General features: G+C 61.7%; 18 protein-coding genes and 1 pseudogene. 8 read left to right on the plus strand and 11 right to left on the minus strand.

Annotated elements, in window-relative coordinates; genetic code table 11:
* Nucleotide 1 precedes the first annotated feature (1 nt).
* Nucleotides 2-2,056, minus strand: coding sequence for a glycine--tRNA ligase subunit beta (gene glyS, locus J1N02_RS13595; protein WP_027608157.1), 2,055 nt, complete (start codon nucleotides 2,054-2,056; stop codon nucleotides 2-4).
* Nucleotides 2,053-3,006, minus strand: a complete 954-nt coding sequence (glyQ, locus tag J1N02_RS13600; RefSeq protein ID WP_003187265.1) for a glycine--tRNA ligase subunit alpha — start codon at nucleotides 3,004-3,006, stop codon at nucleotides 2,053-2,055. The genes glyS and glyQ overlap by 4 nt, the downstream gene beginning before the upstream one ends.
* An 81-nt stretch (nucleotides 3,007-3,087) precedes the next feature.
* Here glyQ and J1N02_RS13605 point away from each other — a divergent pair, with 81 nt between their 5' ends.
* Entirely contained in the window at nucleotides 3,088-3,645 is a 558-nt protein-coding gene (locus tag J1N02_RS13605; RefSeq protein WP_027608156.1) for a DNA-3-methyladenine glycosylase I, read from the plus strand.
* A gap of 40 nt (nucleotides 3,646-3,685) precedes the next feature.
* Nucleotides 3,686-4,573 carry a lysophospholipid acyltransferase gene (locus J1N02_RS13610; protein WP_330215322.1) on the plus strand — a complete coding sequence of 296 codons (888 nt, stop codon included), beginning with the start codon at nucleotides 3,686-3,688 and terminating at the stop codon, nucleotides 4,571-4,573.
* A gap of 55 nt (nucleotides 4,574-4,628) precedes the next feature.
* On the opposite strand, the gene J1N02_RS13615 is transcribed toward J1N02_RS13610, so the two are convergent.
* The 5 genes from J1N02_RS13615 to def all read right to left on the minus strand — a co-directional run bounded on the left by J1N02_RS13615 (nucleotide 4,629) and on the right by def (nucleotide 9,191).
* Entirely contained in the window at nucleotides 4,629-4,940 is a 312-nt protein-coding gene (locus J1N02_RS13615; RefSeq protein ID WP_092488126.1) for a tetratricopeptide repeat protein, read from the minus strand.
* A gap of 18 nt (nucleotides 4,941-4,958) precedes the next feature.
* A complete protein-coding gene (gene trkA, locus J1N02_RS13620) occupies nucleotides 4,959-6,332 on the minus strand; it encodes a Trk system potassium transporter TrkA (RefSeq protein WP_027608153.1) in 1,374 nt (457 codons plus the stop codon).
* A 22-nt stretch (nucleotides 6,333-6,354) separates the two neighbouring features.
* Complete coding sequence (gene rsmB / locus J1N02_RS13625; RefSeq protein WP_421147408.1) at nucleotides 6,355-7,665, minus strand: 16S rRNA (cytosine(967)-C(5))-methyltransferase RsmB; 1,311 nt, start codon at nucleotides 7,663-7,665, stop codon at nucleotides 6,355-6,357.
* On the minus strand, nucleotides 7,662-8,615 hold the full coding sequence (fmt, locus tag J1N02_RS13630) for a methionyl-tRNA formyltransferase (RefSeq protein WP_421147409.1): 954 nt from the start codon (nucleotides 8,613-8,615) through the stop codon (nucleotides 7,662-7,664). The genes rsmB and fmt overlap by 4 nt, the downstream gene beginning before the upstream one ends.
* A gap of 69 nt (nucleotides 8,616-8,684) precedes the next feature.
* The gene (gene def, locus J1N02_RS13635; RefSeq protein ID WP_005783383.1) at nucleotides 8,685-9,191 is read right to left on the minus strand and encodes a peptide deformylase; all 507 of its coding nucleotides are present in this window, start codon (nucleotides 9,189-9,191) and stop codon (nucleotides 8,685-8,687) included.
* A gap of 136 nt (nucleotides 9,192-9,327) precedes the next feature.
* Here def and J1N02_RS13640 point away from each other — a divergent pair.
* The 3 genes and pseudogenes from J1N02_RS13640 to J1N02_RS13650 form a co-directional block, all read left to right on the plus strand.
* Nucleotides 9,328-9,465: pseudogene (locus J1N02_RS13640) on the plus strand (peptidoglycan-binding protein); the annotation flags it as partial.
* A 118-nt stretch (nucleotides 9,466-9,583) separates the two neighbouring features.
* Nucleotides 9,584-10,687 (plus strand): DNA-processing protein DprA, encoded by a 1,104-nt coding sequence (gene dprA / locus J1N02_RS13645; protein WP_421147410.1) that lies wholly within the window; start codon nucleotides 9,584-9,586, stop codon nucleotides 10,685-10,687.
* Nucleotides 10,688-10,762: 75 nt separating this feature from the next.
* Complete coding sequence (locus J1N02_RS13650; protein WP_027608149.1) at nucleotides 10,763-11,320, plus strand: L-threonylcarbamoyladenylate synthase; 558 nt, start codon at nucleotides 10,763-10,765, stop codon at nucleotides 11,318-11,320.
* A gap of 103 nt (nucleotides 11,321-11,423) precedes the next feature.
* Here J1N02_RS13650 and J1N02_RS13655 read toward each other — a convergent pair whose 3' ends face one another.
* Nucleotides 11,424-12,401, minus strand: coding sequence for a quinone oxidoreductase family protein (locus tag J1N02_RS13655; RefSeq protein WP_027608148.1), 978 nt, complete (start codon nucleotides 12,399-12,401; stop codon nucleotides 11,424-11,426).
* Between the two features lie 176 nt (nucleotides 12,402-12,577).
* Between J1N02_RS13655 and hemF the strand changes: the two genes are divergently transcribed.
* Complete coding sequence (hemF, locus tag J1N02_RS13660) at nucleotides 12,578-13,510, plus strand: oxygen-dependent coproporphyrinogen oxidase (RefSeq protein ID WP_092356002.1); 933 nt, start codon at nucleotides 12,578-12,580, stop codon at nucleotides 13,508-13,510.
* A complete protein-coding gene (gene aroE, locus J1N02_RS13665) occupies nucleotides 13,510-14,331 on the plus strand; it encodes a shikimate dehydrogenase (RefSeq protein ID WP_092356005.1) in 822 nt (273 codons plus the stop codon). Before hemF ends, aroE begins: the two co-directional genes overlap by 1 nt.
* Here the strand turns inward: aroE and J1N02_RS13670 are convergent, their stop codons facing one another.
* The 3 genes from J1N02_RS13670 to betC all read right to left on the minus strand — a co-directional run bounded on the left by J1N02_RS13670 (nucleotide 14,332) and on the right by betC (nucleotide 18,505).
* The gene (locus tag J1N02_RS13670; RefSeq protein ID WP_421147411.1) at nucleotides 14,332-15,900 is read right to left on the minus strand and encodes a SulP family inorganic anion transporter; all 1,569 of its coding nucleotides are present in this window, start codon (nucleotides 15,898-15,900) and stop codon (nucleotides 14,332-14,334) included. It abuts the gene before it with no gap.
* A gap of 159 nt (nucleotides 15,901-16,059) precedes the next feature.
* The gene (choX, locus tag J1N02_RS13675) at nucleotides 16,060-16,974 is read right to left on the minus strand and encodes a choline ABC transporter substrate-binding protein (protein ID WP_421147412.1); all 915 of its coding nucleotides are present in this window, start codon (nucleotides 16,972-16,974) and stop codon (nucleotides 16,060-16,062) included.
* A 16-nt stretch (nucleotides 16,975-16,990) separates the two neighbouring features.
* Nucleotides 16,991-18,505, minus strand: a complete 1,515-nt coding sequence (gene betC, locus J1N02_RS13680) for a choline-sulfatase (protein ID WP_421147413.1) — start codon at nucleotides 18,503-18,505, stop codon at nucleotides 16,991-16,993.
* A gap of 103 nt (nucleotides 18,506-18,608) precedes the next feature.
* Between betC and J1N02_RS13685 the strand changes: the two genes are divergently transcribed.
* Nucleotides 18,609-19,559 carry a choline sulfate utilization transcriptional regulator gene (locus tag J1N02_RS13685; RefSeq protein WP_092356016.1) on the plus strand — a complete coding sequence of 317 codons (951 nt, stop codon included), beginning with the start codon at nucleotides 18,609-18,611 and terminating at the stop codon, nucleotides 19,557-19,559.
* Nucleotides 19,560-19,572: the final 13 nt, after the last annotated feature.

Consider the following 19,572-nt stretch of genomic DNA (forward strand, 5'->3'; position numbering starts at 1 on the left):
GTCAGCTCAGCGTAGAAATGTCAGCGATGTTGACGAACAGGCCACGCAGACGCGCCAGCATGGCGTAGCGGTTTTTCCGCACGCCGGCATCTTCGGCATTGATCATCACCGCTTCGAAGAACGCATCCACCGGCTCACGCAAGGTCGCCAGGCGTGCCAGGGCTTCGGCGTAATTGCGTTCGGCGATCAGCGGCTTCACCGCGTTCTCTGCCTTGGCAATGGCAGAATTCAGCGAGAACTCCTTGGCGTCGGCGAACAGGCCTGGGTCGACATCGGCGTTGCCCAGGCCTTCGGCCTTGCCCAGCAGGTTCGACACACGCTTGTTCACAGCGGCCAGGGCGTCGGCTTCCGGCAGCTTACGGAACGCCTGTACGGCTTGTACGCGTTGATCGAAGTCCAGCGCCGAACCCGGTTGCAGGGCACGTACCGACAGGTAGACGGAAACGTCCACGCCTTCGTCTTCATAACGCGCACGCAGGCGGTCGAACACGAACTCCAGCACTTGCTCGGCCAGGCCGGCTTGCTTGACCTTGCCACCGAACTGGCCGACCGCGAACACCACGGCCTGGGTCAGGTCGAGGTCGAGTTTCTTGTCGATCAGGATACGCAGCACGCCGAGGGCCGCGCGACGCAGGGCATACGGGTCTTTGCTACCGGTAGGCAGCATGCCGATACCGAAGATACCGACGAGGGTATCCAGCTTGTCGGCGATGGCCACGGCCGCACCGGTCAGGGTGGTCGGCAGCTCGGCGCCGGCGCCACGCGGCATGTACTGCTCGTTCAGCGCCAGCGCGACATCGTCCGCCTCGCCATCGTTGAGGGCGTAGTAGTAACCGGCAACGCCCTGCATCTCCGGGAACTCGCCGACCATTTCGGTGGCCAGGTCGCACTTGGACAGCAAGCCTGCACGCGCAGCCCAGGCGGCATCACCGCCGATGCGTGGGGCAATGTAGGCCGCCAGCTTGGAAACGCGCACGGCCTTGTCGTAGACGCTGCCAAGTTTTTCCTGGAACACCACGTTCTGCAGGCGCAGGTTGAAGTCTTCCAGCTTCTGCTTCTTGTCTTGCTTGAAGAAGAACTCGGCGTCAGTCAGGCGCGGACGCACGACTTTCTCGTTACCGGCGATGATCTGCTGCGGGTCCTTGCTTTCGATGTTGGCCACGGTGATAAAGCGCGGCAGCAACTTGCCGTCCACGTCCAGCAGGCAGAAATACTTCTGGTTGTCCTGCATGGTGGTGATCAGCGCTTCCTGCGGCACATCGAGGAAACGTTCTTCGAACGAGCACACCAGCGGCACCGGCCATTCAACCAGCGCGGTCACTTCGTCGAGCAGGCTTGGCGGCACGATGGCGGTGCCTTCCTGCAGGCGGGCGAGTTCTTCGGTGCGTTTGCTGATCAGATCGCGACGCTCGTTGGCATCGGCCAGCACGTAGGCAGCACGCAGATCGGCGGCATAGTTAGCCGGCGAAGTGATGCGCACCGCTTGTGGATGGTGGAAGCGATGGCCACGGGAATCACGGCCAGCTTTCTGGGCGAGGATGGTGCAATCGATGACCTGGTCACCGAGCAGCATCACCAGCCACTGGGTCGGGCGCACGAACTCTTCCTTGCGCGCGCCCCAGCGCATGCGCTTGGGAATCGGCAGGTCGTTCAGGGAGTCTTCGACGATGGTCGGCAACAGGCTGGCGGTGGGCTTGCCTGTGATGACCTGGCTGAAACGCAGTTTCGGGCCGCTCTGGTCGATCTCGCTCAGCTCGACGCCACACTTCTTGGCGAAGCCCAGTGCGGCTTGGGTCGGGTTGCCTTCGGCGTCGAAAGCCGCCTGGCGTGGCGGGCCGTCGAGGTTGATGCTGCGGTCCGGTTGCTGGGTTTCCAGCGCGGTCAGCAACACGGCCAGGCGGCGCGGCGCGGCGTAGACTTTTTTCGCTTCAAACTTCAGGCCGGCGCTCTGCAGGCCTTTTTCGATACCGGCCAGGAACGCATCGGCCAGGGTATTGAGTGCCTTGGGTGGCAGCTCTTCGGTGCCCAGTTCAACCAGGAAATCTTGAGCACTCATTGTGCAGCCTCCAGCTTAGCCAACACTTCATCACGCAGGTCCGGGGTGGCCATCGGGAAGCCCAGCTTGGCGCGAGCCAGCAGGTAGGCTTGGGCGACGGAACGCGCCAGGGTGCGTACACGCAGGATGTATTGCTGGCGCGCGGTTACCGAGATGGCACGACGGGCGTCCAGCAGGTTGAAGGTATGGGAGGCCTTCAACACCATTTCATAGCTCGGCAACGGCAGCGGCTGGTCGAGTTCGATCAGGCGCTTGGCTTCGCTTTCATAGAAGTCGAACAGTTCGAACAGCTTGTCGACGTTGGCGTGTTCGAAGTTGTAGGTCGATTGCTCCACTTCGTTCTGGTGGAACACATCGCCATAGGTCACTTTGCCGAACGGGCCGTCAGCCCACACCAGGTCGTAGACCGAATCCACGCCCTGCAGGTACATGGCCAGGCGCTCGAGGCCGTAGGTGATCTCACCGGTTACCGGGTAGCACTCGATGCCACCGGCCTGCTGGAAGTAGGTGAACTGGGTGACTTCCATGCCATTGAGCCAGACTTCCCAGCCCAGGCCCCAGGCGCCGAGGGTGGGCGACTCCCAGTTGTCTTCGACGAAACGGATGTCGTGCACCAGCGGGTCGAGGCCCACGTGCTTGAGCGAGCCCAGGTACAGTTCCTGGAAGTTGTCCGGGTTCGGCTTCAGGACTACCTGGAACTGATAGTAGTGCTGCAGACGGTTCGGGTTTTCGCCGTAGCGGCCGTCAGTCGGGCGACGACTGGGCTGCACATAAGCGGCGTTCCAGGTTTCCGGGCCGATGGCCCGCAGGAATGTAGCGGTGTGGAAAGTGCCGGCGCCTACTTCCATATCGTAGGGCTGAAGTACCACACAACCTTGCTCGGCCCAGTATTGCTGGAGGGCGAGGATCAAGTCTTGGAAGGTACGCACGGCTGGCGTAGGCTGGCTCACGAAATTCACCTGTTACTTGGGCTGCGATTTAAAGAGCGGGAGTATACCCGATTCGGCCGCGCCACCATCCCCTGGAGCCTTATGCCACGCTGCTTTTGGTGTTCTGAAGATCCGCTGTACATGGCTTATCACGATCAGGAGTGGGGAACGCCGCTGCGCGATGCGCAGGGTTTGTTCGAGTTGCTTTTGCTCGAAGGGTTCCAGGCGGGCCTGTCCTGGATCACCGTTTTACGCAAACGCGAGCATTATCGAAAGGTCTTGTTTGGTTTTGATGCCCTGCGTCTGGCACAGCTGACCGATGCCGAGATCGAAGCGCTGATGCTTGACCCTGGCATTGTGCGTAACCGCCTCAAGCTCAATGCCACCCGGCGCAACGCCGCAGCCTGGCTGGCGCTTGAAGATCCGGTGGGGTGGCTCTGGTCGTTTGTCGGCGGCGTGCCCAAGGTCAACCATTTCAAGGACCGCAGCGAAGTGCCGGCGATTACGCCGGAGGCTGAAGCCATGAGCAAAGCACTCAAGAAAGCCGGCTTCACCTTTGTCGGCCCGACCATCTGTTACGCGTTCATGCAGGCCTCGGGCATGGTCATGGACCATACCCAGGACTGCGACCGTTACGCGGACTTGGTCAACGCCGGTTAGAATGGCGGCTTTGCGCACCACACACGATCAGGAGTGACCTGTGGAAAAGTTTAAAGGCGCCTTGCTGGTAGGCGCTCTTCGGTTGTTTGCCCTATTGCCCTGGCGCGCGGTTCAAGCGGTCGGCACGGCCATCGGCTGGATCATGTGGAAAACCCCTAACCGCTCCCGTGACACGGTGCGGATCAACCTCTCTAAATGCTTCCCGGACATGGACCCCGACGCGCGCGAGCGCCTGGTTGGCCAGAGCCTGAAGGACATCGGCAAGTCCCTGACCGAAAGCGCCTGCGCCTGGATCTGGCCGGCCCAGCGCTCCATCGACCTGGTGCGTGAAGTCGAAGGCCTCGAGGTGCTGCACGAAGCCCTGGCCTCGGGCAAAGGTGTGGTCGGCATCACCAGCCACCTGGGCAACTGGGAGGTGTTGAACCACTTCTATTGCAGCCAGTGCAAACCGATCATTTTTTACCGTCCGCCCAAGCTCAAGGCGGTGGATGAATTGCTGCGCAAGCAGCGCGTACAACTGGGTAACCGCGTGGCGGCGTCCACCAAGGAAGGCATCCTCAGTGTGATCAAGGAAGTGCGCAAAGGCGGCCAGGTGGGTATTCCGGCCGACCCGGAGCCCGCGGAGTCCGCCGGGATCTTCGTGCCGTTCTTCGCCACCCAGGCGCTCACCAGCAAGTTTGTGCCGAACATGCTCGCCGGCCACAAGGCGGTCGGTGTGTTCCTGCATGCCCTGCGGCTGCCGGACGGTTCGGGCTACAAAGTGATCCTGGAAGCGGCGCCGGAAGACATGTACAGCACCGACACCGCCACGTCCTGCGCGGCGATGAGTAAAGTGGTGGAGCGTTATGTCGGTGCCTACCCGAGCCAGTACATGTGGAGCATGAAGCGCTTCAAGAAACGCCCGCCGGGTGAAGAACGGTGGTACTGACCCACAGCTGACCAAATGTGGGAGGGAGCTTGCCCCTCCCACATTTTCGATCTGCTCAGGCCTGGCGCTCGAGTTTCTTCAGGAACACCGTCATTTCTTTCTCGGCCTGCTTGTCGCCATGGGCCTGGGCCGCTTCGATGCCCTTCTCCCACGCCTGTCGCGCCGCGGCGTTATCACCCTGCCCCAGCTGCGCCTTGCCCAACAACTTCCACGCCGCCGAATACTTCGGATCGAACTCGACGCATTTGTGCAAATGCTCCGCCGCCTTGGCATTGTCCTTCAGGTCCAGATAACCCTTGCCCAACCCAAAGCGCAGCAGGGAATTATCCACACCCTTGGCGAGCATTTTTTCCAGGGATTCGAGCATGTCGGTCACTCCGGTTGATCAGAAAAAGCTCAATCCCACGTGGAACAGCTTCTCCACATCGCGGATATGTTTTTTATCCACCAGGAACAGGATCACGTGGTCACCCGTGGCGATCACCGTGTCGTCGTGGGCGATGATCACTTCCTCATCACGAATGATTGCGCCAATGGTGGTGCCCGGCGGCAGGCCTATATCGCGGATGGCCTTGCCGATCACTTTGCTCGACTTCGAATCACCGTGGGCAATCGCTTCGATGGCCTCCGCCGCGCCCCGGCGCAGGGAGTGCACGCTGACGATATCGCCACGGCGCACGTGGGCAAGCAAGGTGCCGATGGTGGCCAGTTGCGGGCTGATGGCGATGTCGATATCGCCGCCCTGGATCAGGTCGACGTAGGCCGGGTTGTTGATGATGGTCATGACCTTCTTGGCCCCCAGCCGCTTGGCCAGCAGCGACGACATGATGTTGGCCTCGTCATCGTTGGTCAGGGCCAGGAAAATATCCGCATCGGCGATGTTTTCTTCCATCAGCAGGTCGCGGTCCGAGGCACTGCCTTGCAGTACGACCGTGCTGTCCAGGGTGTCGGACAAATGTCGGCAGCGTGCCGGGCTCATCTCGATGATTTTCACCTGGTAGCGACTCTCGATCGCTTCGGCCAGACGCTCGCCAATCTGCCCGCCGCCGGCGATGACGATGCGTTTGTAGCTCTCATCGAGCCGACGCATTTCACTCATGACGGCACGAATATTCGCTTTGGCAGCGATGAAGAATACTTCGTCATCGGCCTCGATCACCGTATCGCCCTGGGGCAGGATCGGCCGGTCACGTCGGAAAATCGCGGCTACGCGGGTTTCCACATTCGGCATGTGTTCACGCAGTTGACGCAACTGCTGACCCACCAGCGGCCCACCGTAGTAGGCCTTCACGGCCACCAGTTGCGCCTTGCCGCCGGCGAAGTCGATCACCTGCAAGGCGCCGGGGATTTCGATCAGGCGCTTGATGTAGTGGGTGACGACCTGTTCCGGGCTGATCAGCACGTCCACGGGGATAGCGTCGTTATCAAACAGACCGGCGCGGGTCAGGTAGGCGGCTTCACGCACCCGGGCGATCTTGGTCGGGGTGTGGAACAGGGTGTGGGCGACCTGGCAGGCGACCATATTGGTCTCGTCGCTGTTGGTGACCGCGACCAGCATGTCGGCGTCGTCGGCACCCGCCTGACGCAGCACGGTGGGAAACGACGCCCGGCCTTGTACGGTGCGGATATCCAGGCGGTCGCCCAGGTTGCGCAGGCGCTCGGCATCGGTGTCGACCACGGTGATGTCATTGGCTTCACTGGCCAAATGTTCGGCCAGTGTGCCGCCAACCTGCCCTGCTCCAAGGATGATGATTTTCATCCGGTCACTCCCTTAAACCCGTTCAGCCGCGCGCGGCGGCGATCTTGATCAGTTTGGCGTAGTAGAAACCATCATGCCCGCCTTCCTGCGCAAGTAACTGGCGGCCATGGGGCTGCTTGATACCGGCGGCCGTGGCGAGGTCCAGTTCCCGTGCGCCGCTGGTGCGGGCGAGAAAGGCTTCGATCACCTCGGTGTTTTCGGTGGGCAAGGTGGAGCAGGTGGCGTAAAGCAGGATGCCGCCGACTTCGAGGGTCGGCCACAGTGCGTCGAGCAGTTCGCCTTGCAGCACCGCCAGGGCGGCGATGTCGTCGGGTTGGCGGGTGAGCTTGATGTCCGGGTGACGGCGGATCACACCGGTGGCGGAACACGGCGCGTCAAGCAGGATGCGTTGGAACGGTTTGCCGTCCCACCAGGTGGTGGTGTCGCGGCCGTCGGCAGCGATCAGCTCGGCGCTGAGGCCCAGGCGCGCGAGGTTCTCCCGTACACGCACCAGACGCTTGGCTTCCAGATCGACCGCCACTACACCGGCCAGGTCCTTTTCGACTTCGAGGATGTGACAGGTCTTACCGCCCGGAGCACAGCAGGCGTCCAGTACACGCTGACCGGGAGCCAGGTCGAGCAGGTCGGCGGCCAGTTGCGCGGCCTCGTCCTGCACACTGATCCAGCCTTCGGCGAAGCCCGGCAGACTGCGCACGTCGGTGGCCGCTTCCAGCACGATGCCGTCGCTGCTGTACACGCATGGCGTGGCGTTGATCCCTGCGCTCGTCAGCAAGTGCAGGTACGCATCACGGCTGTGATGGCGACGGTTGACCCGCAGGATCATCGGCGGGTGCGCGTTGTTGGCCGCGCAAATGGCTTCCCATTGCTCTGGCCAGAAGGCCTTCAGGGATTTTTGCAGCCAGCGCGGGTGAGCAGTGCGCACCACCGGGTCATGTTCCAACTCGGCCAGCAGCGCTTCGCTTTCGCGCTGGGCGCGGCGCAGTACCGCGTTGAGCAGGGCCTTGGCCCAGGGCTTTTTCAGCTTGTCGGCGCAACCGACGGTTTCACCGATGGCGGCGTGGGCCGGCACGCGGGTGTAGAGCAGCTGATAGAGACCGACCAGCAGCAGCGCCTCGACATCAGCATCGGCCGCCTTGAAAGGTTTTTGCAGCAGCTTGGCTGCCAGCGCCGACAACCGTGGTTGCCAGCGGGCGGTGCCGAAGGCCAGGTCCTGGGTGAAACCACGATCGCGGTCTTCGACCTTGTCCAACTGCGTGGGCAGCGAACTGTTCAGCGAAGCCTTGCCGTTGAGTACGGCGGCCAGGGCCTTGGCGGCGGCCAGACGCGGGTTCATTGGGCTGCCACCCCGAGGATCGTGCCCAGGGAAAATTTCTCACGGCGACTGTTGTACAAATCGCTGAAATTAAGCGCCTTGCCACCGGGCAATTGCAGACGGGTCAGGCACAGCGCCTGTTCGCCGCAAGCGACCAGCAGCCCCTCCTTGCTGGCACCGATGATTTCACCGGGTGCGCCTTTGCCGTCGGCCAAGGTCGCGGCCAACACTTTCAAGGCTTCTCCATTGAGTGTGCTGTGGCAGATCGGCCACGGGTTGAAGGCACGCACCAGGCGTTCCAGCTCCACAGCCGGGCGGCTCCAGTCGATGCGGGCTTCGTCCTTGTTCAGCTTGTGGGCGTAGGTGGCCAGGCTGTCGTCCTGCACCTCACCTTGCAGGGTGCCAGCGGCGAGACCGGCAATGGCCTGGATCACGGCGGGCGGGCCCATCTCGGCGAGGCGGTCGTGCAGGCTGCCACCGGTGTCTTGGGCCGTGATCGGAGTGGTGACCTTGAGCAGCATCGGGCCGGTGTCCAAACCCGCCTCCATGCGCATCACGGTCACGCCGCTTTCGCTGTCGCCTGCCTCCACGGCACGTTGGATCGGCGCCGCACCGCGCCAGCGTGGCAGCAGTGAGGCGTGGCTGTTGATACAGCCCAGGCGTGGAATATCCAGCACGACCTGGGGCAGGATCAAACCGTAGGCCACCACCACCAGCAAGTCCGGTTGCAGCGCCGCCAGTTCAGCCTGGGCCTCGGCGTTGCGCAGGGTCGGCGGTTGCAGCACGGGGATGTTGTGCTCAAGCGCCAACTGCTTGACCGGGCTCGGCATCAGTTTTTGCCCGCGACCGGCCGGGCGATCCGGCTGGGTGTACACCGCGACGATGTCATAAGAGCTGGCAAGCAGGGCCTTGAGGTGTTCGGCGGCAAATTCAGGCGTGCCGGCAAAAACAATGCGCAATGGCTCGGTCATGGGAGGTCTCGGTTAAAAGCAGTCACAAAAGAAAAAGGCTTGCCGCAGCAAGCCTTTGGAAGGAGGGCATCAAGCTTGCTGGCGATGCTTTTTTTCCAGCTTCTTCTTGATCCGGTCGCGTTTGAGCGTGGACAGGTAATCGACAAACAGCTTGCCGTTGAGGTGGTCGCATTCGTGCTGGATGCACACGGCCAGCAGGCCTTCGGCAATCAGTTCGAACGGTTTTCCGTCGCGGTCGAGGGCCTTGATCTTCACGCGCAGCGGGCGCTCGACGTTCTCGTAGAACTCCGGTACCGAGAGGCAACCTTCCTGGTATTCGCCCATCTCGTCGGTCAGCGGTTCGAACTCGGGGTTGATATACACCCGCGGTTCGCTGCGATCTTCCGACAGGTCCATGACCACGACGCGCAGATGCACGTTGACCTGGGTGGCGGCGAGGCCGATACCAGGTGCTTCATACATTGTTTCAAACATGTCATCGACCAGCTGACGAACCTTGTCGTCCACTACGGCCACCGGCTTGGCGATTGTGCGCAGGCGCGAGTCGGGGAATTCGAGGATGTTCAAAATAGCCATAAGCGTAATTGCTGCACATGTGAGGTAAAGGCAAATCGGCGGTGGGAATGGACCCATACGGCCGGTGTGAAACGCCCGAAAGCCGCGAAGGCTGTGGCATTTCACGCGAACGCACATAATAAAGGAGATTCACCCCATGAGGAAATCGCTACTCGTCTTGCTGCTATGGGCCTCGTTCGCCATGGCCCTGCTTCCAGAGCCCGGCCCGCGGCTGGATCAAGCGACGCAACAGGCCATTCACTATTTCTTGTTACACAATCCCATTCTTAATACTACGACGTCCCAAGGGCTTTACCCCCCATTTCGAGACTGCCCCTCGACCGTAATAAATAGCCTGCTAAATAAGTTACCAACAGAGTTATCCACAGCTTGTTCCGGTCAAGGATGATCAGATGCTTTCGAAAAACTGCAATGAAATTTCCCCTTCAGAACTGGAAGCCCGCCTACGCCTGCACAGGCTGCCGGAGGTAGGCCCGAAGCGTTTTAGGTTGTTGATCGAAGCGTTCGGCAGCGCTTCAAAGGCCATCGGTGCCCCGGCCAGCGCGTGGCGCTCCTTGGGGTTGTCACCCATCAGCGCCGATGCCCGCCGTAGCCATGAGATCCGCGACGGCGCCAGTGAGGCGTTGGCCTGGTTGGAACGTCCGAACCAGCATTTGCTGATGTGGGACCAACCTGAGTACCCGGCACTGCTCGCCCAGATAGATGATGCCCCGCCGCTTTTATTTGTCGCCGGCGACCCCGGGATCCTGGAAAAACCGCAACTGGCGATGGTCGGCAGCCGCCGTGCATCCCGCCCCGGCATGGACACGGCCGCCGCATTTTCCCGCAGCCTGGCGAGCGCCGGTTTTGTCATCACCAGTGGCCTTGCGCTGGGAATCGACGGTGCGGCCCATCAAGCCGCTTTGGATGTGGGGGGTCATACAATCGGCGTACTCGGCACGGGCCTGGAAAATCTTTATCCACAGCGCCATCGACGGCTTGCGGCGGCGATGATTGCCCAAGGCAGCGCCGTGGTTTCCGAGTTTCCACTGGACGCCGCGCCCCAGGCCGGTAACTTCCCCCGGCGCAACCGCATCATCAGCGGCCTGTCCCTGGGCGTGCTGGTGGTGGAGGCCAGCATGGCCAGCGGCTCGCTGATCACCGCCAAGCTCGCGGCCGAGCAAGGGCGCGAGGTGTATGCAATCCCGGGCTCCATCCATCATCCGGGGGCCAAGGGGTGTCACCAGTTGATCCGTGATGGGGCGATGCTGGTGGAAACCATTGAACACATCCTCGAAGGCTTGCGTGGCTGGCAGGCATTGTCACGCCCGGCGCCGATGCCTGTGATACATCCGCTGGTGGCGCTGTTGCACGCGGCGCCCCATACCAGCGAAGCCCTCGCGCTGGCCAGTGGGCGGCCGTTGGCCCAGGTGTTGGCGACCCTCACGGAGTTGGAACTTGAAGGCCTGGTGATCTGCGAAAGCGGGCGCTGGCTTGCGCGTGGCCAGCTTTTGTAGCGGCCAGTTTTTTGGAACTAGGTTTTGTAAAGAAGATCGGTAAACTGCCCAGAGCTTTAGTCCGGAGAGTAAACAATGGTCAACAGGTGGCGTGTGCTGGAAGCCGCACGAGAAATTCGCGCAGGCGCGGTGATTGCCTATCCAACCGAAGCGGTCTGGGGCCTGGGTTGCGATCCCTGGAACGAAGAGGCGGTGGATCGGCTGCTGGCGATCAAGAACCGTTCGGTGGACAAGGGCCTGATCCTGGTGGCAGACAATATTCGCCAGTTCGACTTTCTGTTCGAAGACTTCCCGGATACCTGGATCGAACGCATGGCCAGCACCTGGCCCGGGCCGAATACGTGGCTGGTACCGCATCAGGATTTGTTGCCGGAGTGGGTCACCGGTGTGCACGACACGGTGGCGCTGCGGGTGAGCGATCATCCGCTGGTACGGGACTTGTGCGCGCTGGTGGGGCCGTTGATTTCCACCTCAGCCAACCCCCAGGGCCGCCCGGCGGCGCGCACGCGGATTCGTGTGGAGCAGTACTTCCGCGGGCAGGTGGATCTGGTGCTGGGTGGTGCCCTGGGTGGGCGCAAGAACCCGAGCCTGATTCGCGATTTGGCAACGGGTGAGGTGGTGCGGCCTTCCTGAGACCGCGTCGCACCCATCGCGGGCAAGCGCCCTCTCACATTTGAACCGTGTCCGTCATGACAACACGGTCAAATGTGGGAGGGGGCTTGCCCCCGAAGAAGCCTCAAGGCAACAGAATGGTCGACCCAGTGGTACGCCGCCCCGACAACTCCGTCTGTGCCTTCGCCGCGTCTGCCAGCGAATACCGCTGGTTGATATCAATGCGCACCTTGCCGCTCTTGATCATCGAAAACAGATCATCCGCCATCACCTGCAGGTTCGCCGGATTGTTGGCGTAGGTCGCCAGGGTCGGCCGTGTCACGTATAGCGAGCCTTTGGCCGCGAGTATCCCCAGGTTCACCCCATCCACCGCGCCCGACGCGTTGCCAAAGCTCACCACCAGGCCACGTGGCGCCACGCTGTCCAATGAGGTCAGCCAGGTGTCCTTGCCGACACCGTCGTAGACCACGGGCACCTTTTTGCCGTCAGTCAACTCCAGCACGCGCTGTGCGACATTTTCCTTGCTGTAGTCGATGGTTTCCCATGCGCCGAGGGATCTGGCCAGGGCGGCTTTTTCTGGCGAGCTCACGGTACCGATCAGCTTCACGCCCAGTGCCTTGGCCCATTGGCAGGCCAGGGAGCCCACGCCACCGGCGGCGGCGTGGAACAGGATGGTCTCGCCACCTTTGAGCTCATAGGTCTGGCGCAGCAGGTATTGAACGGTCAGGCCCTTGAGCATCGCGCCGGCGGCTTGTTCGAAGCTGATGTCGTCCGGCAGGTGCACCAGGTTGGCGGCGGGCAGCACGTGCAACTCGCTGTAGGCCCCAAGTGGGCCGCTGCCGTAGGCCACGCGGTCGCCGACTTTAAATTGCGTGACTTCGCTGCCCACCGCATCAACCACACCGGCGCCTTCTGCGCCAAGCCCCGATGGCAGGGCCGGCGGCGCGTAAAGGCCACTGCGGAAATAGGTATCGATGAAATTCAGGCCAATCGCCTCGTTACGCACTCGAACCTGCTGCGGGCCGGGCTCTGCCGGTGTGTAGTCCACATATTCAAGTACGTCGGGGCCGCCATGGGCGCTGAACTGGATACGTTTGGCCATCTGCACTTCTCCTGAGGTCGAATTCGCGTAGCCCCCTATCGGACTCCTAAGCTTGATCTTCGTCAACTGCGGCGCTCCTAAGTGCAGTGCTGTCCAAGTGCAGTGGTATCCTGTGCGCCCATTTGCCGCCGACGCCCCACGGCTTCGCGTAGCTTTGCCCGATTCAAGGTGATGTCATGACTACTCGCACCGAGGCTGTCAAAGCCTACCTGCTCGACCTGCAAGACCGCATTTGCAGCGCCCTGGAAACCTTCGAGACGGACACTCGCTTTATCGAAGACGCCTGGACCCGGCCTGCCGGCGGCGGCGGTCGCACCCGTGTGATCGAGAACGGCTCGGTCATCGAAAAGGGCGGCGTTAACTTTTCCCACGTGTTCGGCAGCGGCCTCCCACCGTCAGCCAGTGCGCATCGCCCCGAGCTGGCCGGTCGCGGCTTTGAAGCCCTGGGCGTGTCGCTGGTGATTCATCCGCACAACCCACACGTGCCGACGTCCCACGCCAACGTGCGTTTTTTCATCGCCGAAAAAGAAGACGAAGAGCCGGTGTGGTGGTTCGGTGGCGGCTTCGACCTCACGCCCTACTACGGCAACGAAGAAGACTGCATTCACTGGCACCGCGTGGCCGAGCAGGCCTGCGCGCCGTTTGGCCCGGACGTTTACTCGCGCTACAAGGCCTGGTGCGATACCTACTTCCACATCAAGCACCGCAACGAGCCCCGTGGTATCGGCGGCCTGTTTTTCGATGACTTGAACGAGTGGGACTTCGACACCTGCTTCGCCTTCATCCGCGCCATCGGCGACGCCTACATCGACGCCTACCTGCCGATTGTGCAACGTCGCAAAGCCAGCGCGTATACCGAACAGCAACGCCAGTTCCAGGAATTCCGTCGCGGCCGCTACGTTGAATTCAACCTGGTCTACGACCGTGGCACCCTGTTCGGCCTGCAATCGGGCGGGCGTACCGAGTCGATCCTGATGTCGCTGCCGCCCCAAGTGCGCTGGAGCTACGACTGGAAAGCCGAGGCCGGCAGCGAAGAAGCACGCCTCACCGACTACTTCCTGCAAGACCGCGATTGGCTGGGCGTCGCGGCGCCCAAGGCGGCTGTCTGATGGATCGTTATGTGGTGTTCGGCAACCCCATCGGCCACAGCAAATCGCCGCTGATTCACCGTATGTTCGCCGAGCAGACCGGCGAACAACTGGACTACAGCACCTTGCTCGCGCCCCTGGAGGATTTCACCGGCTGTGCCCGTGAGTTTTTCCAACAGGGCCGAGGTGCCAACGTCACCGTGCCGTTCAAGGAAGACGCCTACCGCCTGGCCAACAGCCTCACCGAGCGGGGCCAGCGCGCCGGGGCGGTGAACACCTTGAGCAAACTGGCCGACGGTACGTTGCTCGGCGACAACACCGACGGCGCCGGCCTGGTGCGTGACCTGACGGTAAACGCCGGCTTGAATCTGCAAGGCAAACGCATCCTGTTGCTGGGCGCGGGTGGCGCGGTAAGGGGCGCGTTGGAGCCGTTGCTGGCTGAACGGCCCGCTTCGTTGATCATCGCCAACCGTACCGTGGAAAAAGCCGAATTGCTCGCCGAGCTGTTCGACGACCTGGGCCCGGTGTCCGCCAGTGGATTCGACTGGCTGCGTGAGCCGGTGGACGTGATCATCAATGCCACGTCCGCCAGCCTGTCAGGCGATGTACCGCCGATTGCCGGCAGCCTGATCGCACCGGGCAAGACATTTTGCTACGACATGATGTACGCCAAGCAACCCACCGCGTTCTGCCGCTGGGCCAGTGAGCAAGGCGCAGCCGTGGCGATGGATGGCCTGGGCATGCTGGTGGAGCAAGCGGCTGAAGCGTTCTTCCTGTGGCGTGGTGTGCGTCCGGATTCGGCGCCGGTGTTGGCTGAACTGCGCCGACAGTTGGCGCAGTAATCAATCTTCAAACTGGATGGGGCATTTATCGGCCCCCTCCAGTTTTTTCAACTCTTCCACCACCTGTGGCCTGGCGCGGCGCAATGTCAGGCTACGGCCCAGCCCGTTTAAACGACGCGCCTCCTGGTGCAGCATCTCCACCCCGGAATAGTCGATAAAGTTGATCTGCTGCGCCTCGATCACCACCCGCTCACCCTGCAAGCTTTGCAGGCGCACTTGCAGGTAATGGCTGGCGCCAAAGAAGATCGACCCACCGACGCGCAACACATCCTCTTCCCCATCACGCCATTGCTGTACCCGTGGCTGCGACGTGCGCTTAAGGTAGAAAAACAACGACGCCAACACCCCCGCATAAATCGCCGTTTGCAACTCCAGCAACAAGGTGGCGACACAGGTCAGACTCATGACTACGAACTCTGCGCGGCTCACGCGGAACAACGCACGAATACCCCGACGATCCACCAGGCCCCAGGAAATCAGCAAGATGCTGGCGGCCATGCTCGGGATCGGAATATGTGCGATCAATGCCGCGCCAAACAGCGCAAACAAGGCCACCCATACTGCGGAAAACACCCCGGCCAACGGCGAACAGGCACCCGCCTCATAGCTGAGGCCGGAGCGGGTGAACGACCCTGCCGACAGATACCCGGAGAAAAATCCGCCAACGATATTGGATAAACCCTGGGCGCGAATTTCCTGGTTGGCATCGAGCAATTGTTGCGAACGGGCCGACAGCGAACGGGCAATCGACAGGCTGGTCACCAGCCCCAGCATGCCCACCGCAACGGCGCTGGGCAGCAGGCGCAGGATCATGTCCGGATCCAGCGGCAACGGGCTGAACGGTGGCAGCTTGCCGATAAACGAACTGACCAGCACCACATGCCCGAACATCGTCGGCCATAGCCACGTTGCCAGGCTACCCAGGGTCAGTGCGATCAGCAGCGTTGGCCAGCGAGGCACAAGGTATTTGAGCAACACGCCCACCAGCAAAGTACCGAGCCCAAGGGCAAGGGATGCATGGTCCCACTCGCCAGCGTGGTCGATCAGCGCCAGCAGGCTATTGATCGCTGTGGCCTGGCTCGGTAAATCCAGGCCAAGCAGATTGGGCAGCTGCCCGAGGGCAATCACCACGGCGGCACCGAGGGTGAAACCCAGCACCACCGAATGCGAGACGAAGTTCACCAGCGCGCCAAAGCGCAGCATGCCCAGCAGCCACTGGAATACCCCGGCGAGGAATGTCAGCAACAGGATCAGGGTGATGTAGTCCTGAGACCCCGGCACGGCCAACGGGCTGACGCTGGCGTACAGCACGATGGAAATCGCTGCCGTGGGGCCACAGATCAGGTGCCAGGATGAACCCCACAGGCAGGCGATCAGCACCGGGATGATGGCGGCATACAGACCGTACTCCGGTGGGAGACCGGCGATCAGCGCGTAGGCAATCGACTGGGGCAGCGCGAGCACGGCGCCGCTGAGGCCGACCAGCGCGTCCCGGCCGACGCTGGCGCGGGTCTGGCGCGGCAGCCAGCTGAGGAACGGGAAGAGTGTATGGCGGTTGGGCCGGGGCATTTATAACTCGGCTGAAAAGGTTTGACTCAGGGTATCAGTACACACTGGTCCTTGTGGGAGGGGGCTTGCTCCCGATATAGGTGGACCCGTCGAAATCTCTCTGACTGGCACTCCGCTATCGGGAGCAAGCCCCCTCCCACATTGGAATAGCGCAAGGCCCTAGAGTTTGGCCTTTACTGCCGGCAACGCGTCCTTGCCATCCACGGTTTTCACACCGTCCAACCATTTATCCAGCACCGCCGGGTTCGCCTTGATCCACGCCTTCGCCGCGTCGGCATTGCTGACCTTGTTGTTGGCCACCTCAGCCATGATGCTGTTCTCCATTTCCTGGGTGAAGCTCAGGTTGTTCAGCAGTTTGCCGACGTTAGGGCAGGCCTGCGCATACCCTTTGCGGGTCAAGGTATACACACTGCCGGTGTCACCGAAGTATTTCTCGCCGCCTTTGAGATAGTGCATTTTCAGTTGCACGTTCATTGGGTGTGGCGTCCAGCCGAGGAAGGTGACGAAACGCTGTTTCTTCACCGCCCGTGAGACCTCGGCGAGCATCGCCTGTTCACTGGACTCGATCAGCTTCCACTGGCCCAGGTCGAAGTCATTCTTCTTGATGATCTCCTGCAGCGAGATATTTGCCGGCGCGCCGGAACCGATGCCATAGATCTTCTTGTCGAACTTGTCGGCGAATTTGTTCAAGTCGGCAAAGTCATGCACCCCGGCATCCCACACATAATCCGGCACGGCGAGGGTGAACTCGGTGCCGTCGAGGTTCTTCGCCAACTGCACCACATCGCCGTTGGCCACGAATTTGTCGTAGAAGCCCTGCTGCGCCGGCATCCAGTTACCCAGGAACACATCCACCTGGCCGTCCTTGAGCCCGCCGAAGGTGATCGGCACCGCCAGGGTGTCGACCTTGGCCTTGTAGCCCATGCCGTTCAGCAGGAAACCGGTAATGGCGTTGGTGGCGGCAATGTCGCTCCAGCCTGGGTCGGCCATCTTCACGGTCTCACAGCGGGTGTCCGCATACGCATTGGCGCTACTTAGCACCAACATGCCCACTACTGCAGTTAACTTTTGCATGGCCTTCCCTCTGTACTTATTGGTTTTGGCAGGGTTGTGGATAACGTGCCTTGCGCTCCAGGTCGTCGAGGTCGATATGGTTGCGCATGTATTGCTGACTGGCGTCCACCAGTGGCTGGTGATCCCAGCTCTTCAGCTTGCCCTGGGTCAGCGCCTCGAACACCAGGCGACGACGGCGTTGGCTGGCGAGTACCTGCTGGTGGATCGCCGGGATGTCCCATTTGGCCCGCGCCTCATTCAAAAACGCCTCGAACAGTGGCCGGTGTTCCGGTGACTGGCTGAGGTCTTCCCGCTCGTGCGGGTCGTTGTGCACATCGAACAGTAGACAAGGGTCGTCTTCGCTGTAGATGAATTTGTAGGCGCCACGGCGAATCATCATCAATGGGCTGATGGTGCCTTCGGCCATGTATTCGCCAAAGACTTCGTCATGCCCGCCCTGCCCCTGCAAGTGCGGGACCAGCGAGCGACCGTCCAGTGGCAGGCGCGGGTCCAGCTCGCCGCCGGCCAGTTCCACCAGGGTGGGCAGCAGGTCGGCGGTGGACACGGCCTGGGTCACCCGGCCCGGTGCAAATTGCCCCGGCGCACTGACCAGCAGCGGCACGCGGGCGGCCATTTCAAACCAGTGCATTTTGTACCAGAGGCCGCGCTCACCGAGCATGTCGCCGTGGTCGCCGGAGAAAACGATGATCGTGTCGTCGGCCAGGCCGGTGTCTTCCAGGGTCTGCAGCAGCTTGCCGACATTGCTGTCGATGTAGCTGCATGCGCCGAAGTAGGCGCGGCGGGCGTCGCGAATCTTATCTACAGGCAGCGGCTTGTCCCATAGGTCATAGACCTTGAGCAGACGCTGGGAATGCGGGTCGAGATCTTCCTGGTTCGGCGTTGCGGGCAACGGGATGTCGTTGTCGTCGTACAGATCCCAGAACGGCTTGGGAATGGTGTACGGGTCGTGGGGATGGGTCATCGACACGGTCAGGCAGAACGGCTGGTCACCGTCTTCGCGGATGTGGTCGAACAGGTATTGCTGGGCCTTGAACACCACCTCTTCGTCGAAATCCAGCTGGTTGGTACGCACGCACGGGCCGGCTTGCAGCACCGAGGACATGTTGTGGTACCAGGAGGGGCGTACGTCCGGCTCATCCCAGTTCACTGCCCAGCCATAGTCGGCGGGGTAGATGTCGCTGGTCAGGCGTTCTTCATAGCCGTGCAGTTGGTCGGGGCCGCAGAAGTGCATCTTGCCTGACAGCGCGGTGCGATAACCGAGGCGCCGCAGGTAGTGGGCATAGGTCGGCACATCGGCGGGAAAATCCGCCGCGTTGTCGTAGGCACCGATCTTGTTCGGCAATTGGCCGCTGACCAGGGTGAAGCGTGAGGGGGCACACAGCGGGCTGTTGCAATAGGCCGCGTCGAACACCACGCCCTGTGCGGCGAGGCGGCTCAAATTCGGCAACTTGATCGGAGAAGGTCCGTAGAACGGAAGCAGCGGCGCGGCCATTTGATCGGCCATGATGAAAAGAATGTTCTTGCGCTTCATGGGGCTTCGGCATTCCATAGGCAGTGTTTATGCGAATGAGCATGCAGCCCATGGAAAACGGGGTAAAGCCCATGACGAGCAATGTCTAGGATAAGCACAGCTTATGTATGAAGCCCTTGGAGACCTGTCCCTCGACCTGCTACGCGCATTCGAGGCGGCCGCGCGCCATCGCAGCTTTACCGCCGCGGCGATGGAGCTGGGCACCACTCAGCCGGCGATCAGCCAGCAGATCAAGCGCCTGGAAGAACAACTGACGATCCGCCTGTTTGACCGCATCTATCGGGGCATCGAACTGACCGACGCCGGCGCCCTGCTGTTCGAGCATGTGCAAGGCGGTTTGCAGAGCATCAACCAGGGCCTCAGTGTGATCACCCAGCAGGACCAGCACGAAGTGCTGCAAGTGGCCACAGACTTTGCGTTCGCCGCCTACTGGCTGATGCCGCGCCTGCATCGCTTCCACGCCGCCAACCCCCAGGTAGACGTGAGCCTGGTAACCAGCGAGCGCAACCACGCGACACTGCGCAGCGACATCGACGTGGCGGTGCTGTTTGGCGATGGCCGTTTCAAGCAGGGCGACAGCCTGTGGTTGTTCAACGAGGAGGTATTCCCGGTGTGCAGCCCGCAATGGCTCAAGGAGCAGGCCAGTCCTTTGACTGTGCATACCTTGCCCGACTACCCGTTGCTGCACCTGCGCCAGGAAAACAACAGCCAGTGGTTCGACTGGAGTGGCGTATTCCGCGAGCTGGGCATCACCGCCGCGCCCACGCCCGGCCAGCTGCGATTCGACAACTACACTTTATTGATCCAGGCAGCGATTGCCGGCCAAGGGGTGGCGATCGGCTGGCGCCATTTGGTGGATAACCTGCTGGAACAGAACTGGTTGTGCCGACCGATCGGCAATACGGTGATTTCGCGCTTTGGCTATTACGTGGTGCAGCCCCAGCGCAAGCGGCGTGGGCAGTTGGTCGAACGTTTCGTCGACTGGTTGCAGGCAGAACAGGCCAGCAGCGCGCAGTCCCTGACCGGACTGGCCCTGCCGTCGATTGCGGTCTAGGATTTGCCGCACA

The sequence above is a fragment of the Pseudomonas sp. NFX5 genome (assembly GCF_049132125.1).
Taxonomy (GTDB): domain Bacteria; phylum Pseudomonadota; class Gammaproteobacteria; order Pseudomonadales; family Pseudomonadaceae; genus Aquipseudomonas; species Aquipseudomonas marginalis.

Excerpts from the sequence above, each read along its gene's own strand:
- glyS (WP_027608157.1), bottom strand. The coding sequence starts at position 2,056 with ATGAGTGCTCAAGATTTCCTGGTTGAACTGGGCACCGAAGAGCTGCCA.
- J1N02_RS13605 (WP_027608156.1), top strand. The coding sequence starts at position 3,088 with ATGCCACGCTGCTTTTGGTGTTCTGAAGATCCGCTGTACATGGCTTAT.
- J1N02_RS13615 (WP_092488126.1), bottom strand. The coding sequence starts at position 4,940 with ATGCTCGAATCCCTGGAAAAAATGCTCGCCAAGGGTGTGGATAATTCC.
- trkA (WP_027608153.1), bottom strand. The coding sequence starts at position 6,332 with ATGAAAATCATCATCCTTGGAGCAGGGCAGGTTGGCGGCACACTGGCC.
- rsmB (WP_421147408.1), bottom strand. The coding sequence starts at position 7,665 with ATGAACCCGCGTCTGGCCGCCGCCAAGGCCCTGGCCGCCGTACTCAAC.
- fmt (WP_421147409.1), bottom strand. The coding sequence starts at position 8,615 with ATGACCGAGCCATTGCGCATTGTTTTTGCCGGCACGCCTGAATTTGCC.
- def (WP_005783383.1), bottom strand. The coding sequence starts at position 9,191 with ATGGCTATTTTGAACATCCTCGAATTCCCCGACTCGCGCCTGCGCACA.
- dprA (WP_421147410.1), top strand. The coding sequence starts at position 9,584 with ATGCTTTCGAAAAACTGCAATGAAATTTCCCCTTCAGAACTGGAAGCC.
- J1N02_RS13650 (WP_027608149.1), top strand. The coding sequence starts at position 10,763 with ATGGTCAACAGGTGGCGTGTGCTGGAAGCCGCACGAGAAATTCGCGCA.
- J1N02_RS13655 (WP_027608148.1), bottom strand. The coding sequence starts at position 12,401 with ATGGCCAAACGTATCCAGTTCAGCGCCCATGGCGGCCCCGACGTACTT.
- hemF (WP_092356002.1), top strand. The coding sequence starts at position 12,578 with ATGACTACTCGCACCGAGGCTGTCAAAGCCTACCTGCTCGACCTGCAA.
- aroE (WP_092356005.1), top strand. The coding sequence starts at position 13,510 with ATGGATCGTTATGTGGTGTTCGGCAACCCCATCGGCCACAGCAAATCG.
- J1N02_RS13670 (WP_421147411.1), bottom strand. The coding sequence starts at position 15,900 with ATGCCCCGGCCCAACCGCCATACACTCTTCCCGTTCCTCAGCTGGCTG.
- choX (WP_421147412.1), bottom strand. The coding sequence starts at position 16,974 with ATGCAAAAGTTAACTGCAGTAGTGGGCATGTTGGTGCTAAGTAGCGCC.
- betC (WP_421147413.1), bottom strand. The coding sequence starts at position 18,505 with ATGAAGCGCAAGAACATTCTTTTCATCATGGCCGATCAAATGGCCGCG.
- J1N02_RS13685 (WP_092356016.1), top strand. The coding sequence starts at position 18,609 with ATGTATGAAGCCCTTGGAGACCTGTCCCTCGACCTGCTACGCGCATTC.